We start from the raw sequence: 18,656 nt of genomic DNA on the forward strand, positions 1-18,656 counted from the left end.
CATATTCTCCCCTTACCAAGATCCATACCCGTATAGTAGACCAAACAACATGGCCGTGAGCACAGAAAATAAGATGCGTTGTGTTCGATTTTCCTCATCAGGCAATCCGACGACACCAGAGACGACGAATCCACCTAGTAAACCACCCGCGTGTGCAAAATGATCCAAGTTCGCACCCAATACGAACGCGAGTCCTACATTTAATCCTAACATAATAAAGAGCGGAGGTCCGAGTGTCTTCATAAAGAGCGAACGATCCCGCAGTCCAAAATAGAGTAAGGCACCGACCAAACCAAATAAGGCTCCTGATGCCCCCGCTGAAATGGATTCACTGAACGCGTACGATGCTGTCGTCGCTAAAATCCCACCGACCACGTAGATGATGAAAAAGCGGAGGGAGCCGTACATTCGTTCAACGAGCGGACCAAGTGACCAGAGCGCAAACATATTAATGGCAAAATGGAACCATCCGATATGCAGAAACATTGGCGTAATTAACCGCCACCATTCCCCTTCTTCGATGAGCGGGTTCACTTTCGCACCGAATGCGATCAACGTGTTCGGGTCGAATGTCGAACCAACTGACTCAGCTAGCCACATGACTAAAAACGTGATGAACATCAAGCCGTAAACTACTTGCGGTTTACCAAAGGAGAATCGTTTCTTTAACTCCGCTTTCTTCTTTCGATCCATTGCGACCGCGAGCAGTCGAAAACGGTCGTCCTCCATCGTAGGTGTACAAATCGAGCGAGATAATGTCACTCTCGCCGGAATCGGGAACGTCATGGAGTCGACTCGCTCTTCATCAACGAGACGGTCACCATATATGTGAATCGTCAAATGCTTTCGTCCAATACGAGACAGACGAAAAGCGCTCAAGATTGCGTTAATGTCAGTACCGACATGATTCGCCCATGCTTTTTCAGTTTGAACGTATAAGTCATAGCGATCACCTGCTTTTGTATCAAACAAGATGACTGCACGGGACGGTTCTAATATCCCTTCGATTCGTCCACCGTTCTCGACCGCTTGATAAATGTCTTCCCAGAAGCAAGTCGCCAACAAAATCCCTCCTCTCTCATTCTATTGTAAATCACGTTGTACCTCACGACAAAGTCGTGGCTTGCCTCAAACGCACAAAAAACCCGCAACCTTTACGGCTACGGGCACTCATATATCGCAATTACAAGACAGGTTCCATCGTTTTCATTAGGACGTTCGCAGAATGTTGCATTTTTTGATGTTCTTCTTCTGACAACTCAATCTCAACGACCTCACGCACGCCCTGACGGTTGATGATCGCCGGTACCCCGATATGAATATCGTGCAAACCGTATTCCCCATCAAGATGAGCACCGACTGTCAGCAACGTGTTCTCATTACGAAGGACCGCTTTGACCAAACGGAGTAATCCGAGTCCAATGGCATAGTATGTCGCACCTTTACGTTCGATGATGTGATAAGCCGCATCACGTACGTTCACATATATGTCTTCAAGGTCTTGCCAGTTATATTCATCATGCTCTTCAAGTAACTGCTCAACAGACTTTCCATAGATACGAGCATTACTCCAAGCAGCAAACTCAGTGTCACCGTGCTCACCCATGATATAGGCATGACAGTTACGTGGGTCGACATTGAAATAGTCGCCAAGCATGTAACGTAAACGCGACGTGTCGAGTACAGTTCCTGAGCCAAAGACGCGATGTTTAGGTAGTCCTGAATACTTCCAAGCCAAATGTGTCATAATGTCGACCGGGTTTGAGGCGATAATGATAATGCCATCAAAACCAGAATCCATAATATCTGAAATCATCGATTTCATGATCTTCGCATTTTTTTCGACAAGGTCAAGACGAGTCTCACCTGGACGTTGCGGTGCACCTGCAGTAATGACGACGATGTCTGCTACACCACAGTCTGCGTAATCCCCTGCCCATACACGCATCGGTGAAGACGCGAACGAGACGCCGTGGTTCAAGTCCATCGCTTCCCCTTCTGCTTTTGCCTTGTTGATGTCAATGATGACGAGTTCTTCACAAAGGCTTGCTGTCGTTAACTGGTACGCAAAGCTCGCTCCAACTGCCCCTGCCCCTACAAGTGCGACGCGCGTTACTTTAGCATGATTTAATGTTTCCATATTGATTCTCCACCCTTCGATCAATCTGTTTCATGTTTTTGTTATCTCTGTTACAACAAGATTGTAACATCATTCACAAACCCTAACTACAGTGGAAACCGTTTTCACTTTGGCGATATTGTGACAACATTCACATTCATTTGAAACATCTTCATTTTCTGTACTACCCTCATCCGAATACCAAAAAACAAATAGACGCCGCTCCAAGAACGGATAAAAAATTGACTGCATCATTCCCTAGCACACGCCACCCTGACACATATGTTGTAGGAACTTGATGATGAACTTTCTTTTCCGTCAGCTTTCCACAAACTGTACAGCGAAACTTCCGTTGAACCGTCGCCCCGAGCAATGTATCGATGACACTCCCACTCAGTCCGATTCCCCAAAGCGCCAACAGTAATGCCATATCCAATTCGACAAACAGGAGAGAAGAGCAAACAATCACGAATGCGCCTACAATCGACATGACCGTACCAAATGTTGAAACGGCACCGCTCGTTCCCGGCTCAACTTCTCTAAACGTGAACATGAAGCGCGGTTTACGTTTTGCGAGGACACCGAATTCAGATCCCCACGTGTCACTCGTCGCTGCCGCAATGGACACGATGTACATATAAAGATAGACGAGGTCATCTGTCAGTAAGTAACCGAGGGCACAGAGAATCCCTACCCCACCGTTTGCTAACACTTGAATGGCGTCGCGCGCTCCCGTTTTTTCGACAATGTCATCTACATTTTGTTTATCACGAGATCGATATTTTGATGCAAGTGAAGATGTCGAGAAGAATACGCCGAGTAAATAGAGGCCGAACCAACCAAACGATAACCCGATCAATACCCCCGTCACCACTGTCAAGAAGGCTCCCGAGATTGTCAAGGAGCGTAACCGATACCCGAGAAAGGCGACGATACAAGTTACAACAAATATGGCGAACATTGAATCATCTCCTTTTCTGTCACAATCCACTGAACAGGTAGATCATGTGGTTCAGTCGGCACTTGATCGACCAATTGAACGGAGTACGCTAATGAAACCGTCTCCCCTTCATATGTACGTAAAAATCGGTCATAGTATCCTCCACCCCAACCGATTCGATATCCAGACCGGTCAAATACCCTTCCCGGGACAAGACAGAGGTCGATGCTTTTCGTCGTCGGCGGGGTCGTAGGCTCCAAAATATTCATGACGCCCGTCTCAAGGTCATCTACTGAATGAATAATATGAAACGTTAACCCCTGCTCCGTTACTTTCGGGACGCACACCGTTTTTCCTGCTTCAAATGCTTCATGAATGATTGGCGATGTATTGATTTCAAGCGGAAGTGACGATGTCACGGCAATCGTCTGGCTATCTTTCCACATCTCTGTTGCGAACAACTTCTGATGGATGATTCGGTCAACTCGTTGGCGATTATTCATTTGTTTAATATACTGATGAACCGTTCGTCTTAACGCTGCTTTGTCTTCCACAACGCATTCCTCCTTACAAAAAAAGCCGCCACATATGTGACGGCCGGTCCCTCATTACTTCACTTCGCGGTAAAGCGTGTGACGACGGAGACGTGGGTTGTATTTGCGCAACTCAAGGCGCTCTGGGTTGTTACGTTTGTTTTTCTTCGTGATGTACGTGCGATCGCCTGTTTCTGTGCAAGCTAATGTAATTTTAACGCGCATTTCTTTCACTCCCATCTTAATGATGTTGTATCAAGTGCTTTTGCTTTACAGTCTAAGCATACTCAATTATCCTACCAAGTTTCTTATGAAAAAGCAAGGTTATTTCACGTTCTTTTTCATTGATTCCTGTCCGTAAGGAGAAGATTCAAGAGGTAGGCATGTGTTGACATTCTCGCTTACTTTATACCATTGTTTCAGGTCGTTCATCGAGAGCTCTTCGCCGACATAAACGTACTCCGCTGACGAGAACACACTGTTTTCAATACGATGGATCGCATCGAATAAACCACCGTGCCCGTGCGGGTTCCGTGTCGCTTCAAAGGACAACATAGTTGAGTATAACGGAAGCGCAAGTGATTGCGCAAGTTCTCTTGCAGCAGGAATCGTCATCCAATCAAAGTGATGAATCACTTTGAATGATACCCGTTTCGAAAGTTCATGAACGAGTTTGACATACGCAATATTTTGCGTGGCAACCTGATTCATGACGTGCTCTAAAAATGGGCTAGTCGGACGAACTCGATACACATGAACGTTTCCGTGTCGTTCGTATTCCGGTAACTCATCGTGATACGGCGTCAGCACATAGACGGTTTCTCCCTCATTTGCTCTCGCCTCCACTTCCTCGACGACACGATGACCAAGTCCACCGACGATATGACCGTGATATTCGGGTGTCAGCATAAGAATTGCCGACTCTTCTGCATCTCGTTCAGTCGTCACGTAATAGTCGTGCGGGGAGAGGAATGAATCGACATCAAGATCTTCGTCTTGAAGGAATGGATACGCCGCATAATGATCATCGAGCAACTTGTTCGAGACAGTGCCTTGATAAAGCGCCGTTTCAAGTTCGGCGAAGAGTCGTGTATGCTCTCTGAAGCGTTCAGCCGCATACTGTGCTGTCGTTTGCCCATCTAAGATAAACGCCCAGTCACTCGATACAGCCAACACATAATGGCGAATCAATTGCTTTAACGCACGATTCGTCAAATCCGATTGATCACGATAATCTGCTACGTCTTTGACGAGTTGCATCTCCATCATATGCAGGTGACGGAGCATCCATTCATTTCGTTCATTAATCCAAACTTCACCGTAGCCTTTTCGTCCCCATGTGTTCATGGAAACATGGACGGTTTGTAAATCTTTGAAGTGACGCTCAAGAAAGATTGCTGGCGTGATCGTTTCGATTCCAAATTCTTCGAGTCGCTCTGCGACTTTCCCAAGAAATTCAGGACCTTCAAACCACCAGTGGCCAAACAATTCCGCATCGAACGGTGCTGTGACCAAGAACGGTGGGAACGTTTGTCCGCCATGTGCCTCCAGGTGCCCTTCTAACGTTTGAGCGAAGTCTGTCGCATGGTTCTCGATTTGATGTTCAGCCCACTCACGTACATAAAAGTCTTTTTGATCGGTGTCACCTGTGATGCGGTGCATTTTTAATCCTGTGTCGAATCGAATGCCTTCCGGATGCATGAACGATTGAATATAGTCCCAATCTCGGTCGTAGGCCAAATCTCGATAAAACTCTCGATAGTCAGGGTGACCTGGATATCCAATCATCGAACTCCAGATTTTACCCGAGATGATTTGGTCTCGTGGGAACAATGCGACACCGTGTGGAGAATAGACCGGAGCACCAATGCCTTTTTCAGGAGTCGGGTCCGCATCGAGCAATGCATGTTCATCGACAAACGTGTATCGAATCCCTTCTTCGTAAAGAATTCGGTCCACGCCTGGTGTATATGCACACTCTGGCAACCAAATCCCTGTCGGACGGAACCCGTAGTGACGTTCGAAACAGTTGAGACCTGTCCGAATTTCAGCCCGTGCCGCCTGCTCCGTGAAGAGATGTGGGTTGAAGCCGTGGGTCGCCGTACAAGTCACCATGTCGATATATCCCGCTTCACGATATGTACGGAACGCTTCATTCAAGTTTTTATTCCAATGAAGGAACGTATTTTTCAAGTCGTGATAACGCTGTTCATAGAAATGTAACGTCGACGTCTCCTCGTCCGTTCTTCCCTCTGAGAGTTCTAACGCAATCAATTCGAGCATCTCATCGATGTGCTCGACATATCGGTCTTGGATGAGCGGGTCTGCGAGCATTTCCACCACTGGTGGCGAAATACTGACTGTCCAATGCAATGGCCGCTTCAAGCGGTCAACTTGCCAAAGAATTGGAATATATGTTTCTGAGATGGCTTCATACACCCATCTTTCTTCTAATCGGTGCTTCTCTTCATGCCTAACGTACGGTAAATGAGCATGAAGGACGAGTGAAAAGTATCCTGGTTTCATGTAAGAATGTCCTCCTTAACGTACGTGACGATATGCCGCATATTTTGGTAATGTATCTAATAACTCAGGAGAATCTACTTCCCCATACTGCCAACGTCTCACCGGTTCCGCAAAACGTCCGATGCCGGCTGGTTCTGCACGCGGTGTATCAAGCGGTGCTGATGCCACGATTGGTAAAAATTCTCCCTCCATCGTGCGAATCCCGAATTCGAACACATATGTCGTATTCGGATCGAGAGGACGAACGAACCAACTATTCGTCATTTCAGGTAGGTCGAACGTATATGAACGATTTGCATGACCGCTCGCATAATCCAATAAGGTCACGTCTAAAATACGGAATGCTTTCGGTAGCTCTTCCCATCGTCTCATAAACTGAAGCTCTAACGTCTCTTTGACCAAATCAGACACTTCCCAGCACACATAAACCGAGTTCGGTGATTGCACGACTGCATGTAAAAAGTCGACGTTGTATCGGTCTGGCAACTGCCAGTATCCTTCTGGTCCTTTCGTAAGAAGTGGCGATACGTTCACATCACTCGTTTCTTTCGCTGTGGCGACTTGTTTACGCGAAGTTGATCCTGGCGCTTTAGCTTTAGCTTTAGCTTTAGCTTTAGCTTTCTTATTGCTCTTTTGTTTCACAGGGACAACTTCCTCCACCTCTTGTTGCTGATTTCTCCATTTTCGCCATGCGTATTGGACTTTGCCAATCGGGACGTCTAGTTCTGCCGCAATCTGTTTCAACGTAAGTCCTTGTTGCTTCAAGGATACGATTTTCTCTTCCATCTCTGTATGGCTCCCTTCATGTAAAAATCCATGTAGACTAGTATTCGCTCATTCTTTATGAATTCCTGCCCAAAAAAATAAAGAACAACAGCACTGTTGTTCTTTACCACTAATCTTATTGATTCAAATCATAATGTTTCCCTTTTTCAAGAAAAATTAAATGTTCTCCGAAGTTTGTCACGTGATCGCCCATCCGTTCGAGATATCTAGCGATGTTTGAGAACTCGTATACATCGTTCGTTCCGACCGTCATTGCCGGAAGGGAACCGATGTATTGTTTAATCACCGTTAGATTGATTTCGTCAATCACACGGTCCATTTCATTGAGTTCACGGACACGACTCACTTCTCCTTTACGATACGCACGCGTCGCCAATTCGAGCATGTCAATCAACTGTTCAGCCATCTGTTTGAGTGGTTGAATGTCATGTAAATAAGGAACATGTTCAATTCGCGTCACAGCTTTGGCGATGTTCGTCGCGTAATCCGCAATGCGTTCTAAGTCCGTCGCCGATTTCATCGTTACAATCAGACGACGTAAGTCAGTCGCAACAGGCTGTTGCTTAGCAATCAATAAAATCGCTTCGTCGTTGATAGTTAATTCTAAATCATCTAGTTCATTGTCGTTGTCGATTACCGTTTGCGCCAACTCAAGATCATGTTTTTCTAACACTTCGATTGCCGTCGCCGTTTGTCGCATCGTCAAGTTTGCCAAACGGACTACTTTATCTTCTAATTCAGTTAATTTCGTATCAAAAAATGTGCGATTTTGTGCCATCAATCTAGTCTCCTCCTTAACCGAAACGGCCAGAAATATAGTCTTCCGTCCGTTTGTCAGATGGATTCGAGAAAATCTTATCTGTTACATCGAACTCGACAACTTCTCCATTTAAGAAGAAGGCCGTTTTATCCGAAACACGGGCAGCTTGTTGCATGTTATGCGTGACGATGATGATTGAGTACTGCTCTTTCAACTCTTGAACAAGTTCTTCCACTTTCAATGTAGAGATCGGGTCAAGGGCAGATGTCGGTTCATCCATCAAGATGACGTCAGGTTCGATTGCTAGCGTACGAGCGATACAGAGACGTTGCTGCTGTCCACCAGAAAGTCCGTATGCGTTTTCGTTCAGACGATCTTTCACTTCATCCCAAATAGCAGCGCCACGAAGTGAACGCTCAACGATCTCATCGAGTACTTTTTTATTTTTGATGCCATGCGTACGAGGACCGTACGCTACGTTATCGTATACCGATTTCGGGAACGGGTTCGGTTGCTGGAATACCATTCCGACCGACGTACGTAAATCTTCTACTTTATATCCACGACCGAAGATATTCCGACCATGATACAAGATTTCACCATTCGTCCGAACGGATGGAACGAGTTCTACCATACGATTCAACGTTTTAATGAATGTTGATTTCCCGCACCCAGATGGTCCAATGATTGCCGTGACTTCATTCTTTTTAATGTCGAGGTTGACGTCAATCAAAGCTTGATCTTCACCATACCATAAGTTCAAATTGTTAACGACATAAGCACTATCTTTTTTCATCTCAGTAGTTGTCGGTTCTGTCGTAGTTGTGTTCACGTTTTGATCTCCTTTATTGAGCTCTTGTTGTTTCATCATCTCGAGCTTCCTCCTCATTCATCTGCAAAAACGACTCAATGTCGGTTCGTATATTTGTTTCGGATATAAATCGCTACAGAGTTCATCGTAATGAGCATTGTCATGAGTACGATGATTCCTGCCGCGGCCAAGTTTTGGAACTCTGCTTGCGGTCGGCTCGTCCAGTTATATATCTGGATTGGGAGCGCCGTGAAGTCAGAGAAAATATTATTTGGTGTCGTTGAAATAAACGTTGCCGCACCGACCATGATGAGTGGTGCTGTCTCACCGATTGCACGAGAGACGGCGAGGATAATACCAGTAATGATCCCCGGCAACGCTGACGGTAAGACGACATTGAACGTGGTCTGCCACTTTGAAGCTCCCAGCGCTAAAGAGGCGTGTCGTAATTCCATTTTGACTGCCCGCAATGCTTCTTGTGACGCTACGATCACAATCGGTAAACTCATAAGACCAAGTGTCAAGGCACCCGCGATAACCGAGTTGCCTAATTCCATCACTCGGACGAATATCGTTAATCCGAGCAATCCGAAAACGATTGAAGGGACTCCGGCCAAGTTCGAAATATTAACTTCAATAAATGAAGTCATTCGATTTTTTGGCGCATATTCTTCTAGGTAAATCGCTGCACCAACACCGATAACGAACACCATTGGTACGATTAATAACATCAACCATACCGATCCGATTAATGCAGGATATAGCCCGGCATCCTCAGGACGACGTGACGGGAAGTTCCGCAAGAAATCGAGGTCGACCCAACCTGCCCCTTTTGAGACGATGTCATAAATCAAAGTCGACAAGACAAGAAGTGCAAACACAAGTCCTGCCAAAAAGACATACTTAAAAATTTCATTTAGTTGTAAACGGCGCTTGATTCTTTCAGACACCGTTTCACGATCCATCAGGTTCTTCGTATTCTTGAACTCACTGTTCGGTAAAGCCATATTAGTACTCCTCTCTGAAGCGGCGCGTCACCCAGTTTGCGAGCAAGTTCATCAACAGAGTGAAGACGAACAACAACGCACCGACCGCATAGATACTGTAATATTCGATTGTTCCGTAACCTGCGTCACCTTTTGCGATTTGAACGATATATGCTGTCATCGTCTGAATCGCATTGAGCGGATTGAACTCGAAGTTCGGCTGCGAACCACCCGCGATGGTAACAATCATCGTCTCACCGATCGCACGGCTCATTCCGAGAACGATCGAGGCAATGATTCCAGACGTCGCTGCAGGCATGACAACTTTTGTTGCCACTTCAAGGCGTGTCGCACCGAGACCGAGCGCACCATCCCGAATTTTCTTCGGCACCGCACTCATCGCATCTTCAGAGATGGAAGCAATCATCGGAATAATCATGATTCCGACGACAATTCCTGGACTAAGTGCATTGTAAATTTGAAGTCCCGGAATCAACGCTTGCAAAATCGGTGTGATGAATGACAACGCGAAGAAACCAAATACGATGGTCGGTACACCTGCCAACACCTCTAAGATCGGCTTTAGCACACGACGTGCCCGCTCTGAGGCATACTCACTCAAATAAATGGCAGACGCTAAGCCAAGCGGTACGGCAACAATCATCGCAATCACAGTAATTTGGAGCGTTCCCATGACAAGTGCCCATACCCCGAAGCGCTGATCTGCACTAAGCGGGTACCATTCTGTCGTTCCTAAAAATTCAGCGACCGGCACTCGTTCAAAGAACTTAAATAGCTCAAAGCCAAGTGTGAACGCAATTCCGACTGTCGTGACGACCGATACGAATGCGCTCAAGAATAATAAGAACGGCATGATTCTATCAAACACGTTCGTCGTACTATATTTCTTTTGTTTATTTTGTTCAATCATCTCTCGAATCGAGAGCTCTTTGTTTGGTTCATTCATCTCGTATATCGCTCCCTACCTCTTCATACTAGAAAGCATGGCGAGAAGGTGAGAGTTCCTCTCACCTTCTGCCACGTATCATCTTATTCTCCAGCGATTTCGTCGATCATCTTCGCGTTTTCATCGTAACGCGCTTGTTCCATACCGACATATCCAACTTCTTCAGCAAGTGCACCAGCATTTTCGTTCATGAAACGTGCGAAGTCTGCAACTTGCTCTTTGTCTTTCAACGATGCGTTGTTGACATACGTGTAAATTTCACGTGAAAGTGGGTATGAAAGGTCATTGATTGTTTCTGGTGTTGGTTCTACTCCTTCGACTGCCATGGCACGGAGCGTGTCTTGGTTCTCGATGTAGTATGCGAAACCGAAGAATCCGATTGCGCCTTCCGTTCCAGCAACACCTGTTACGAGGACGTTATCATCTTCTGACAATTGAGCGTCTTCACGAATGTCTGTATCGTCGAGAACGGCTTCATTGAAGAAGTCGAATGTTCCTGAATCTTTACCTGGTGAGAAGAATGAGATCTCTTCATCTGGCCAGTCCGAGCGAACGTCTTTCCACGTTTTCACGCTAGTGTCTGTCCACATTTTGTTCAATTCTTCAATCGTGATATCTTGTGCCCAATCGTTTGCTGGGTTGACAACGAGTGAAAGACCATCAAGTGCGACTGAGAGTTGTGTGAATTCCACACCATTTTTCTCCGCTTCAGCTGCTTCTTCTTCTTTGATTTCACGTGATGCGTTCGAGAAGTCTGTCTCTCCCGTCACGAAGCGTTTGAAGCCACCACCCGTACCAGAGACACCGACCGTCACTTCAACTTCTGGTTGTTCAGCTGAATATTCTTCTGCGACTGCTTCCATGATTGGGAATACAGTTGATGATCCGTCCATGACGACTTTTCCTGATAGCGCATCGCCTTCAGCAGCGCCACTTCCTTCTTCATTGTTCCCACAGGCTGCACCTACGAGTGCGACCGAAGTGATTGAAGCGAATAAAGCTGATTTTTTCATCCAAGACATTTGTGACGTCCTCCTTGAGTTTGCTTTGATTTTTGTTGTGGATCTGTTGTTCTGTCCTACAATTAATATCCTAATGAACTTCTATTAACGAGAAATAAACGGAACGTAAAAGAATTGTAAAGACAAAAAAAGAAGTCACCGAAGTGACTCCTTTCATTGAAGCATTGCATTCACATCTTCTAAGTTAAAGTAAGCTTTCATAATATCGTGCGCGACCCGCGTGTTGATTCCTTCCGCCATAAGTCCAGGCATGATGATCGCCCATGCGATTTCGGGGTCATCATACGGTGCCCAGCCAACATGGTTCGAGTTAAACGTCTCAATCGGCTTCCCGCTTGCGTCTCGTTTCGCTCGGCCATCTTCGTCTTCAGCGATGGCCTCTGCCGTTCCTGTCTTCCCGGCCGCAGTCATCCCTGTCTGTTGCAAAATCCGAGATGAACCCGATGCAGATTCAACCCCTTGACGGTATCCTTCACGAACACGTTCGATATACTCGTCTTGAATATCGACTTTATTCAACGCGTTCGGTTGGAACGTGCTGACGACTTGTTTATTGTTTTCATCGAGCGAACCCGGCTCAATGATTTCTTTCAGTAAATGTGGCTGAATGCGATAACCACCATTTGCTAACGTAGACGTATATTGTGCCAATTGGATTGGCGTGTACGAGATATACTGTCCGATCGACATATCCATGAGAAGCGTGACACGGTCGGGAACGCTACGGAATCCAGTCGACTCGAATGGTAAATCAATTCCCGTCTCGATTCCGAGTCCGAACTGTTTATAGTAATGTTCCATCGTTTCAAATGCCTGTGTGACGTTTTCCCCGACAATTTGTCCGGTCGAATAATAGTCAGCCAAACGTAATGCGATTTGGAACATATAAATGTTTGACGACATCGCAAGTGCATCTAAATCGTTTATGTTCCCCATGTTACGGTAAGAAGCTTTGGTCGACGATCCGATTTTAATCGGCGCGTCATAAATATATTCTCCCGGCTCAACGACGCCTTCTTCAAATCCATAAGCGACCGTCGCCCCTTTGATGGTTGACCCGATTTGGCTGGCACGGAGTACGGTCCCTGTCGAGACATCTTTGAACTCATTCGTCTCTAAATCAAGCTCTTGCCCTGACAAAGCGAGTAGTTCACCCGTTTGCGGGTTCATGACGACAGCGAACGCGCGGTCGAAATGAGGACTTCCCGAACGCCCGGCCCGAATAGCCTTCTTCAATATCTCGTCGACTTCTTTTTGGAATTCGATATCAGTCGACAAAACGATATCTTTACCCGGGTTCCCGCTCACGCGAGTTGGTTCCCCGACCGGTTCACCTTTATACGTTGTGAACACATCGTATGCAGGCGTCCCGCGAAGGACGTCTTCATATTGTTGCTCTAAGTAGGACGTCCCGACACGGTCGTTCAGTCCATATCCTTTCGCCTGATAAGAAGCTCGTTGTTCGGCCGGGATTTGACGATAGCTTCCTAAGAAGCTTCTGAACGTCTCATCGAACGGATAGTCCCGTTGATAGTATGGCTCGACGCTCACGCCTGGTAACATTTCTAAGTTTTCTTCAATGACCGCCATCTCTTTTGGGCTTGCGCCGATTTTGATGACTTGTGGGTCGAGGGCATAGCCGCTCTCCATATTATGTTTGATCGCGATGATTTCTTCTGTCGCATCATCGAACGTGATCTCTTCTTCTGTGATGGAGTCGAGTAAGAGCCGGTCTACGTCTTGGTTGGACAATGCAGCCCGCTCGTCTTCCGGTAACTCCTCTAACAATGCTTGCGTACGTTCTTGAGCGAGTTCTGGATTCGTTGCAATCCAGTAATCCTTGCGGTCACGTTCCGTCATTTTGCGATCTTCTTTCGGAATATCGACGATTTCCGACAACTTTTTGGCGACATCTAAGCGTTCATCCGCTTTCGTCACTTGCGAACGACGGTACATGATCGAGTAGTTTGAAATCGTATCCGCAAGCACTTGACCGTTACGGTCATAAATCTTCCCTCGTGGTACCTCGTATTTAATCTTACTCGACTCAGTTTTTTGAACTTCACGTGCAATCAATTCCCCATTCACAATTTGAACGACGCCTAATCGAAAGATTAGCGTTGCAAATAGAACGAAGACGATGAAAAATAACAAATTTAAACGTAACGGTAAGTGGTTTCGCCGTTTCTTCGGCACTTTTACACGATTTTTTGCCAAGTCCGTTATCTCCTTCCACAATCGATTCCTTCTATAGTATAGCGTACACGGTCATCTACTATTTTGTCCGTTTTTCACTATATCATAATTTGTTTACAAATTAATGAAAGACACAAAAAAACCCGAGACTCTATGAAGAATCCCGGGACAAACGACTTATTTTGCGTCAGCGTACAATTTCGCAACATAATCCCAGTCGATGACGTGGAAGAATGCATTGATATAGTCAGGACGACGGTTTTGGTAGTTCAAGTAGTAAGCGTGCTCCCAAACGTCAAGTCCGAGGATTGGCGTAACACCTTCCATGATCGGTGAATCTTGGTTTGGTGTAGACGTCACTTCAAGTTTGCCGTTCTTCACGACGAGCCATGCCCATCCTGAACCGAAACGAGTAGTTGCAGCTTTTGTGAACTCGTCTTTGAATGCATCAAAGCTACCGAACGACTCGTCGATTGCAGCAGCGAGATCGCCAGAAGGTGTCCCGTTCTCGTTTTTCTTCAAGAGTTTCCAGAAGAACGAGTGGTTCCAGTGACCGCCACCATTGTTACGGACAGCAGTTTGAATGTCAGCAGGAAGCGAATCGATTTTTTGAAGCAAGTCTTCGAGTGAAGAGTACTCCACGTCTTTTCCTTCGAGTGCATTGTTTACGTTTGTGACGTAAGTGTTGTGGTGTTTCGTGTGGTGGATTTCCATCGTGCGTGCGTCAATGTGTGGTTCGAGTGCATCATATGCGTAATCAAGTTGTGGTAATTCAAATTTAGCCATTACTAAAATCCCCCTTAAAAGTGTTTTGAACAACGTTCGTTATAAATGTAACAGATTTGTGACGGTCGACTCAATTGTAATGCCTCACTCTACATCTTCTTCTGGTAACGCCCAGACCGAAATAGATCCCGCCGCCACTTTAAATACCCCAAATCCTTCCTCATCAATCTCAATTTTATCTTCTCGAGTATTCGTCAAGTCGACCCATGTTTCGCCAGCTCGCTCTTCCCCGACGAACATTCGCTTTTCAGCCTCGTCCGAAGTTGAGATGAGAACGGCACATCCTGAACGCTCGATCTCCTCTACACCTTTGCGTACCCAGCCGATGACGTTTGCATCATCGAAGTAATCATCCTGTTCCCCGTAAGCTTTTTCCCGACGGGCATAAAGAAGTGTATCAATGGCAAGTTTCATCCCATCAGTCGGGTGAGGGCCGTCGATGCCGTAGTAATCCCCATAGAAGACACATGGATAGCCATCTTTACGTAGCAAAACGAGACCGTATGCGATTTGCTTGAACCAATCTTTTACCCATGACTCTAGTGCCTCTTCAGGTTGTGAATCGTGATTGTCTACAAACGTCACTGAATGAAGTGGGTGTGACTGGACGAGCGTATCATCAAAAATGGTGCGCATATCGAATGCGGCCCCTTCCTCTGACGCCTGATGTAATTTATAGTGGAGCGGAACATCGAATAGATCGACATGGTAATCGATGTTATCAAGAAATTCACGGCATGCGTCAAGATCAGACTTCCAGAACTCTCCGACGAAATAGAATTGATCGCCTTTCTCTTCACGCATCGTTTGACTGAACTCTTTCACGAAGTCATAGTTGATGTGTTTGATTGCATCCAATCGGAATCCGTCACATTTCGTTTCCTCAATGAACCATTTACCCCAGCTCAACACTTCTTCCCGAACTTCAGGATGATGATAATCGATGTTTGCGAACATCAAATAGTCATAGACACCGAATTCGTCATCGACATTGTCGTTCCATCTTTTATTCTCTCCAACGATAAAGAAGATGCCAGAACGGTCTGTCGCTGCATCATAGTCGGTGCCGTTAAAATGTGTGAAGTCCCATTTAAATGTAGAATACTTCCCATCACGAGCTTCATAATCAAACTTCGTCCATCCTTCGATTTCAAAAGGCTCGTCAGACAGCACTTTCGTGCGATCATTTTGATCCACTTCGAGCACGTCAAACTTCTCGGTGGCATCCGCGCCTGCTTTATGGTTCATGACGACGTCCATATAAATTTGCATCCCTAGCTCTTGCTGACAAAAAGTTGTCGCTTCAAGAAGCTCTTTTTTTGTTCCGTATTTCGTGGCAATCGATCCTTTTTGATCGAACTCACCTAAATCGTATAAGTCATAGATGCCATAGCCTGTGTCTTCACCGCTTTGCCCTTTTGTGACAGGTGGTAACCAAAGCGCCGTAATTCCAGCTTTATTTAAATCTTCAGCTCTCTCTTTTAACCGCTTCCAATGTTTTTGATCCGCTTCGACATGCCATTCAAAAAACTGCATCATGGTGTGATTTCGTTCCATTTTGTCCGCCTCATTTCATATTTTTCAAAAAACAAAATGCTAACGACTATTTACCCACGAAATTTAGATTGAAAACAAAAAAACAACTTTCACAAAATGAAAGTTGTTTCAAATGGACCCTGTAGGACTTGAACCTACGACCGGACGGTTATGAGCCGTCTGCTCTAACCAGCTGAGCTAAGGGTCCTTATAAGTAGCGGCGGAGGGAGTCGAACCCACGACCTCACGGGTATGAACCGTACGCTCTAGCCAGCTGAGCTACACCGCCATGTTGTTATACAGTAATAATATACTGAATATGCTCCATACTGTCAAGGGAAATTCCTTTCCATTGAAAAGAAAAGCACTCCAACGTGTAGTTGGAGTGCTTCATCTTTATACAGTCACTTCGTTTGCATCTTCGAGCGTGATTTCTGTGATGTTCATGGCATGGTCACCGATGCGCTCAAGGTTTGAGAGCATGTCGACGAAGAACATACCTGCTTGTCCATCACAAGCACCCGTGTTCAAACGAACAACGTGGTTTTTGCGGAATTGACGTTCGAGCATGTCGAGCTTCGCTTCCATTTCGATGACTTTACGTGCTTCGACCATGTCACCGCTTGCTAACGTCTGAAGTGATTTCTCTAACGTTTCGCGTGTGAGGTCATACATTTCAGTCAATTCTTTTTGAGCATCTGCTGAAAGTGTCACTTTTGTAGCTGTCTTATAGTCAATCAACTCAATGATGTTTTCAACGTGGTCACCGATTCGTTCGATATCGTTGATCGCATGCATGAGCGTCTTGTGCTCTTGTGATTCTTGCTCTGTCAAATCAACCGCAGCTAATTTGACGAGGTAATCTGTGATTTTCGCATTCAACGAGTTTAACGCTTCTTCGATATGCGCAGACTTTTCAGAGTGTTTTTTATCTCCTGTTGTCAAATAGTTACGCGCTTCGTCGAGACCCAGTTTTGCGAAATCGCCCATGCGGATGACTTCATATTTTGCTTGCTCCACTGCAATCGAAGGAGATTGCTGAATGAAGATTGGGTCCAAGTGCTGTGCTTTCGTATCGACGATTGAATCCTCACCAGGCACCAATTTCGTCACGATCCAAGCAATCGTTCCAATGAACCAGAACTGAATCAACGTGTTGACGATGTTAAACGTACCGTGAGCGAATGCAATTTGCATCTTGTCTTCAATTGCCAAGAAGTCTGTAATCCAATAAATATAGTTTGTGAACGGAATCAACAAGATCATGAAGATCGTCGTTCCGATTAAGTTAAAGATAACGTGTGCTGCAGCTGCGCGACGTGCGGCAACCGATGCACCGATTGATGCTAAAATGGCAGTGATCGTCGTACCAATGTTGTCACCAAACAATACTGGAAGAGCAGCATCCAACTCGATTGAACCACCTGCATATAGCTCTTGCAAAATTCCGATTGTTGCAGAAGATGACTGGACGATGACTGTAAATACAGTACCGACGATGACACCGAGGAACGGATTGTCACTCATTGACTGCGTCAAGTCGATGAAATACTCACTTGAGCGGAGCGGACGCATGCCGTCTCCCATCAACTCAAGACCGTAGAACAATGCACCAAGTCCAAAGATGACTTGTCCAAGATGTTGGAAACGCTCTTTCTTAAAGAAGAAGAGTAAGACTGCACCGATTGCAATCATCGGGAGTGAATACTCACCGACATCGAATCCGATGATAAATGCCGTCACCGTTGTACCGATGTTTGCCCCCATGATGACCCCGATTGCTTGACGAAGTGTCATGAAGCCGGCGCTAACAAGTCCGACCGTAATAACGGTTGTACCTGAAGAAGATTGAATCAATACAGTAACGATAATCCCGGCGAGTACACCAAGGAATGGATTCGTTGTATACTTATCTAGGATGTCACGCAGGCGATTCCCTGCAGACTTTTGGAGTCCGTCTCCCATCGATTTGATCCCGAAGAGGAAGATCCCTAGACCTCCAAAAAACATGAATAACATTTCTTGCAAATTGTATTCCACGATTTTTGTACTCCTTTTAATTAAGAATTGGTTGGATTTGCTTGGTTTTTAATGCCCTACTCATTATGCCTTCATCGGCATCTTCATGTAAACACGTTTTATGTAAAAGTTTTATTAAAACACTGTACTATTTTTATCGTTTTTACGGATGTTGTAATATAACAGATTGGAGTTTTTAGCATGTTGTCTACCATTTTCACGTTTATTCGAACGAGCGTAGTGCCATCAAAACGAGCCCTTCGCCTCCGCCTCGCTCCGCTTCACGCCTATATGGGAGCCACTTTTGTATTGACGCTACTCATTACCATCTTGGACTTTATTGTGATCCGCCCTGACTTTTTCATTCCGATGTGGCTCTTCTTACACGGGTTCGCCATCTTCTTTTTCTATTTAATTTGGGTCGCCTTCATGGCTTTATATGTTCAATTATTTACAAGAGTCTATTCTAAAAACATGTGGGCTTACCGCCAAGCTTGGCCATACGCAGTGTCGATGACACTCGTTCCAACGATTTTATTAGTGATTTTGTATCACATGAACCCTTCATTGATATCGATTGGCTTTGTGATTGGACTTGGATATATCACCTATCCATTAACAAAAGTACCTCAAAAAAAACAACGACGAGCGTCTTCGTGAACGCTCGTC

At 45.6% G+C, this 18,656-nt stretch carries 17 protein-coding genes and 2 tRNA genes; 1 reads left to right on the forward strand and 18 read right to left on the reverse strand.

Going from position 1 to position 18,656, the window contains the following annotated elements; translation table 11 throughout:
* Positions 1-12: 12 nt before the first annotated feature.
* The 18 genes from PQI28_RS05935 to PQI28_RS06020 form a co-directional block, all read right to left on the reverse strand.
* A complete protein-coding gene (locus PQI28_RS05935; protein WP_339962748.1) occupies positions 13-1,062 on the reverse strand; it encodes a rhomboid family intramembrane serine protease in 1,050 nt (349 codons plus the stop codon).
* A 121-nt stretch (positions 1,063-1,183) separates the two neighbouring features.
* Positions 1,184-2,140, reverse strand: a complete 957-nt coding sequence (locus PQI28_RS05940; RefSeq protein ID WP_074033328.1) for an L-lactate dehydrogenase — start codon at positions 2,138-2,140, stop codon at positions 1,184-1,186.
* A gap of 169 nt (positions 2,141-2,309) precedes the next feature.
* Positions 2,310-3,080, reverse strand: a complete 771-nt coding sequence (locus tag PQI28_RS05945; protein WP_224861448.1) for a DUF92 domain-containing protein — start codon at positions 3,078-3,080, stop codon at positions 2,310-2,312.
* Positions 3,059-3,613 (reverse strand): 5-formyltetrahydrofolate cyclo-ligase, encoded by a 555-nt coding sequence (locus PQI28_RS05950; protein WP_339962749.1) that lies wholly within the window; start codon positions 3,611-3,613, stop codon positions 3,059-3,061. The genes PQI28_RS05945 and PQI28_RS05950 overlap by 22 nt, the downstream gene beginning before the upstream one ends.
* A 54-nt stretch (positions 3,614-3,667) precedes the next feature.
* The gene (rpmG, locus tag PQI28_RS05955) at positions 3,668-3,832 is read right to left on the reverse strand and encodes a 50S ribosomal protein L33 (RefSeq protein ID WP_255313299.1); all 165 of its coding nucleotides are present in this window, start codon (positions 3,830-3,832) and stop codon (positions 3,668-3,670) included.
* An 84-nt stretch (positions 3,833-3,916) separates the two neighbouring features.
* A complete protein-coding gene (locus tag PQI28_RS05960) occupies positions 3,917-6,118 on the reverse strand; it encodes a 1,4-alpha-glucan branching protein domain-containing protein (RefSeq protein WP_214782350.1) in 2,202 nt (733 codons plus the stop codon).
* 15 nt (positions 6,119-6,133) lie between these two features.
* Positions 6,134-6,904: a DUF4912 domain-containing protein gene (locus tag PQI28_RS05965; protein WP_339962750.1), complete on the reverse strand. Its 771-nt coding sequence runs from the start codon at positions 6,902-6,904 to the stop codon at positions 6,134-6,136.
* A 115-nt stretch (positions 6,905-7,019) separates the two neighbouring features.
* Positions 7,020-7,682, reverse strand: a complete 663-nt coding sequence (gene phoU, locus PQI28_RS05970; protein WP_214693037.1) for a phosphate signaling complex protein PhoU — start codon at positions 7,680-7,682, stop codon at positions 7,020-7,022.
* Positions 7,683-7,698: 16 nt separating this feature from the next.
* On the reverse strand, positions 7,699-8,460 hold the full coding sequence (gene pstB / locus PQI28_RS05975) for a phosphate ABC transporter ATP-binding protein PstB (RefSeq protein ID WP_271305256.1): 762 nt from the start codon (positions 8,458-8,460) through the stop codon (positions 7,699-7,701).
* A gap of 110 nt (positions 8,461-8,570) precedes the next feature.
* Positions 8,571-9,482 (reverse strand): phosphate ABC transporter permease PstA, encoded by a 912-nt coding sequence (pstA, locus tag PQI28_RS05980; RefSeq protein WP_271304606.1) that lies wholly within the window; start codon positions 9,480-9,482, stop codon positions 8,571-8,573.
* 1 nt (position 9,483) lies between these two features.
* A complete protein-coding gene (gene pstC / locus PQI28_RS05985) occupies positions 9,484-10,428 on the reverse strand; it encodes a phosphate ABC transporter permease subunit PstC (protein WP_271304605.1) in 945 nt (314 codons plus the stop codon).
* Between the two features lie 83 nt (positions 10,429-10,511).
* On the reverse strand, positions 10,512-11,450 hold the full coding sequence (locus PQI28_RS05990) for a PstS family phosphate ABC transporter substrate-binding protein (protein ID WP_339962751.1): 939 nt from the start codon (positions 11,448-11,450) through the stop codon (positions 10,512-10,514).
* A 153-nt stretch (positions 11,451-11,603) separates the two neighbouring features.
* The gene (locus tag PQI28_RS05995; protein ID WP_214782342.1) at positions 11,604-13,667 is read right to left on the reverse strand and encodes a peptidoglycan D,D-transpeptidase FtsI family protein; all 2,064 of its coding nucleotides are present in this window, start codon (positions 13,665-13,667) and stop codon (positions 11,604-11,606) included.
* Positions 13,668-13,823: 156 nt separating this feature from the next.
* Positions 13,824-14,432 (reverse strand): superoxide dismutase, encoded by a 609-nt coding sequence (locus tag PQI28_RS06000; protein WP_074033338.1) that lies wholly within the window; start codon positions 14,430-14,432, stop codon positions 13,824-13,826.
* A gap of 84 nt (positions 14,433-14,516) precedes the next feature.
* On the reverse strand, positions 14,517-15,989 hold the full coding sequence (locus tag PQI28_RS06005; protein ID WP_339962752.1) for an alpha-amylase: 1,473 nt from the start codon (positions 15,987-15,989) through the stop codon (positions 14,517-14,519).
* Positions 15,990-16,102: 113 nt separating this feature from the next.
* A tRNA-Ile gene (locus tag PQI28_RS06010) sits at positions 16,103-16,176 on the reverse strand.
* Positions 16,177-16,183: 7 nt separating this feature from the next.
* Positions 16,184-16,257, reverse strand: a tRNA-Met gene (locus PQI28_RS06015).
* Between the two features lie 107 nt (positions 16,258-16,364).
* Entirely contained in the window at positions 16,365-18,008 is a 1,644-nt protein-coding gene (locus PQI28_RS06020; RefSeq protein WP_339962753.1) for a Na/Pi cotransporter family protein, read from the reverse strand.
* Positions 18,009-18,188: 180 nt separating this feature from the next.
* Here PQI28_RS06020 and PQI28_RS06025 point away from each other — a divergent pair, with 180 nt between their 5' ends.
* Positions 18,189-18,647 (forward strand): hypothetical protein, encoded by a 459-nt coding sequence (locus PQI28_RS06025; protein WP_339962754.1) that lies wholly within the window; start codon positions 18,189-18,191, stop codon positions 18,645-18,647.
* The last annotated feature ends 9 nt before the right edge of the window (positions 18,648-18,656 follow it).

The organism is Exiguobacterium sp. USCH10 (assembly GCF_037619445.1).
GTDB classification, from domain to species: Bacteria; Bacillota; Bacilli; order Exiguobacteriales; family Exiguobacteriaceae; genus Exiguobacterium; species Exiguobacterium aestuarii_A.

Excerpts from the sequence above, each read along its gene's own strand:
- PQI28_RS05960 (WP_214782350.1), bottom strand. The coding sequence starts at position 6,118 with ATGAAACCAGGATACTTTTCACTCGTCCTTCATGCTCATTTACCGTAC.
- PQI28_RS05945 (WP_224861448.1), bottom strand. The coding sequence starts at position 3,080 with ATGTTCGCCATATTTGTTGTAACTTGTATCGTCGCCTTTCTCGGGTAT.
- PQI28_RS05940 (WP_074033328.1), bottom strand. The coding sequence starts at position 2,140 with ATGGAAACATTAAATCATGCTAAAGTAACGCGCGTCGCACTTGTAGGG.
- PQI28_RS05990 (WP_339962751.1), bottom strand. The coding sequence starts at position 11,450 with ATGTCTTGGATGAAAAAATCAGCTTTATTCGCTTCAATCACTTCGGTC.
- rpmG (WP_255313299.1), bottom strand. The coding sequence starts at position 3,832 with ATGGGAGTGAAAGAAATGCGCGTTAAAATTACATTAGCTTGCACAGAA.
- pstA (WP_271304606.1), bottom strand. The coding sequence starts at position 9,482 with ATGGCTTTACCGAACAGTGAGTTCAAGAATACGAAGAACCTGATGGAT.
- PQI28_RS06000 (WP_074033338.1), bottom strand. The coding sequence starts at position 14,432 with ATGGCTAAATTTGAATTACCACAACTTGATTACGCATATGATGCACTC.
- pstC (WP_271304605.1), bottom strand. The coding sequence starts at position 10,428 with ATGAATGAACCAAACAAAGAGCTCTCGATTCGAGAGATGATTGAACAA.
- PQI28_RS05965 (WP_339962750.1), bottom strand. The coding sequence starts at position 6,904 with ATGGAAGAGAAAATCGTATCCTTGAAGCAACAAGGACTTACGTTGAAA.
- PQI28_RS06005 (WP_339962752.1), bottom strand. The coding sequence starts at position 15,989 with ATGGAACGAAATCACACCATGATGCAGTTTTTTGAATGGCATGTCGAA.
- pstB (WP_271305256.1), bottom strand. The coding sequence starts at position 8,460 with ATGAAAAAAGATAGTGCTTATGTCGTTAACAATTTGAACTTATGGTAT.
- phoU (WP_214693037.1), bottom strand. The coding sequence starts at position 7,682 with ATGGCACAAAATCGCACATTTTTTGATACGAAATTAACTGAATTAGAA.
- PQI28_RS06025 (WP_339962754.1), top strand. The coding sequence starts at position 18,189 with ATGTTGTCTACCATTTTCACGTTTATTCGAACGAGCGTAGTGCCATCA.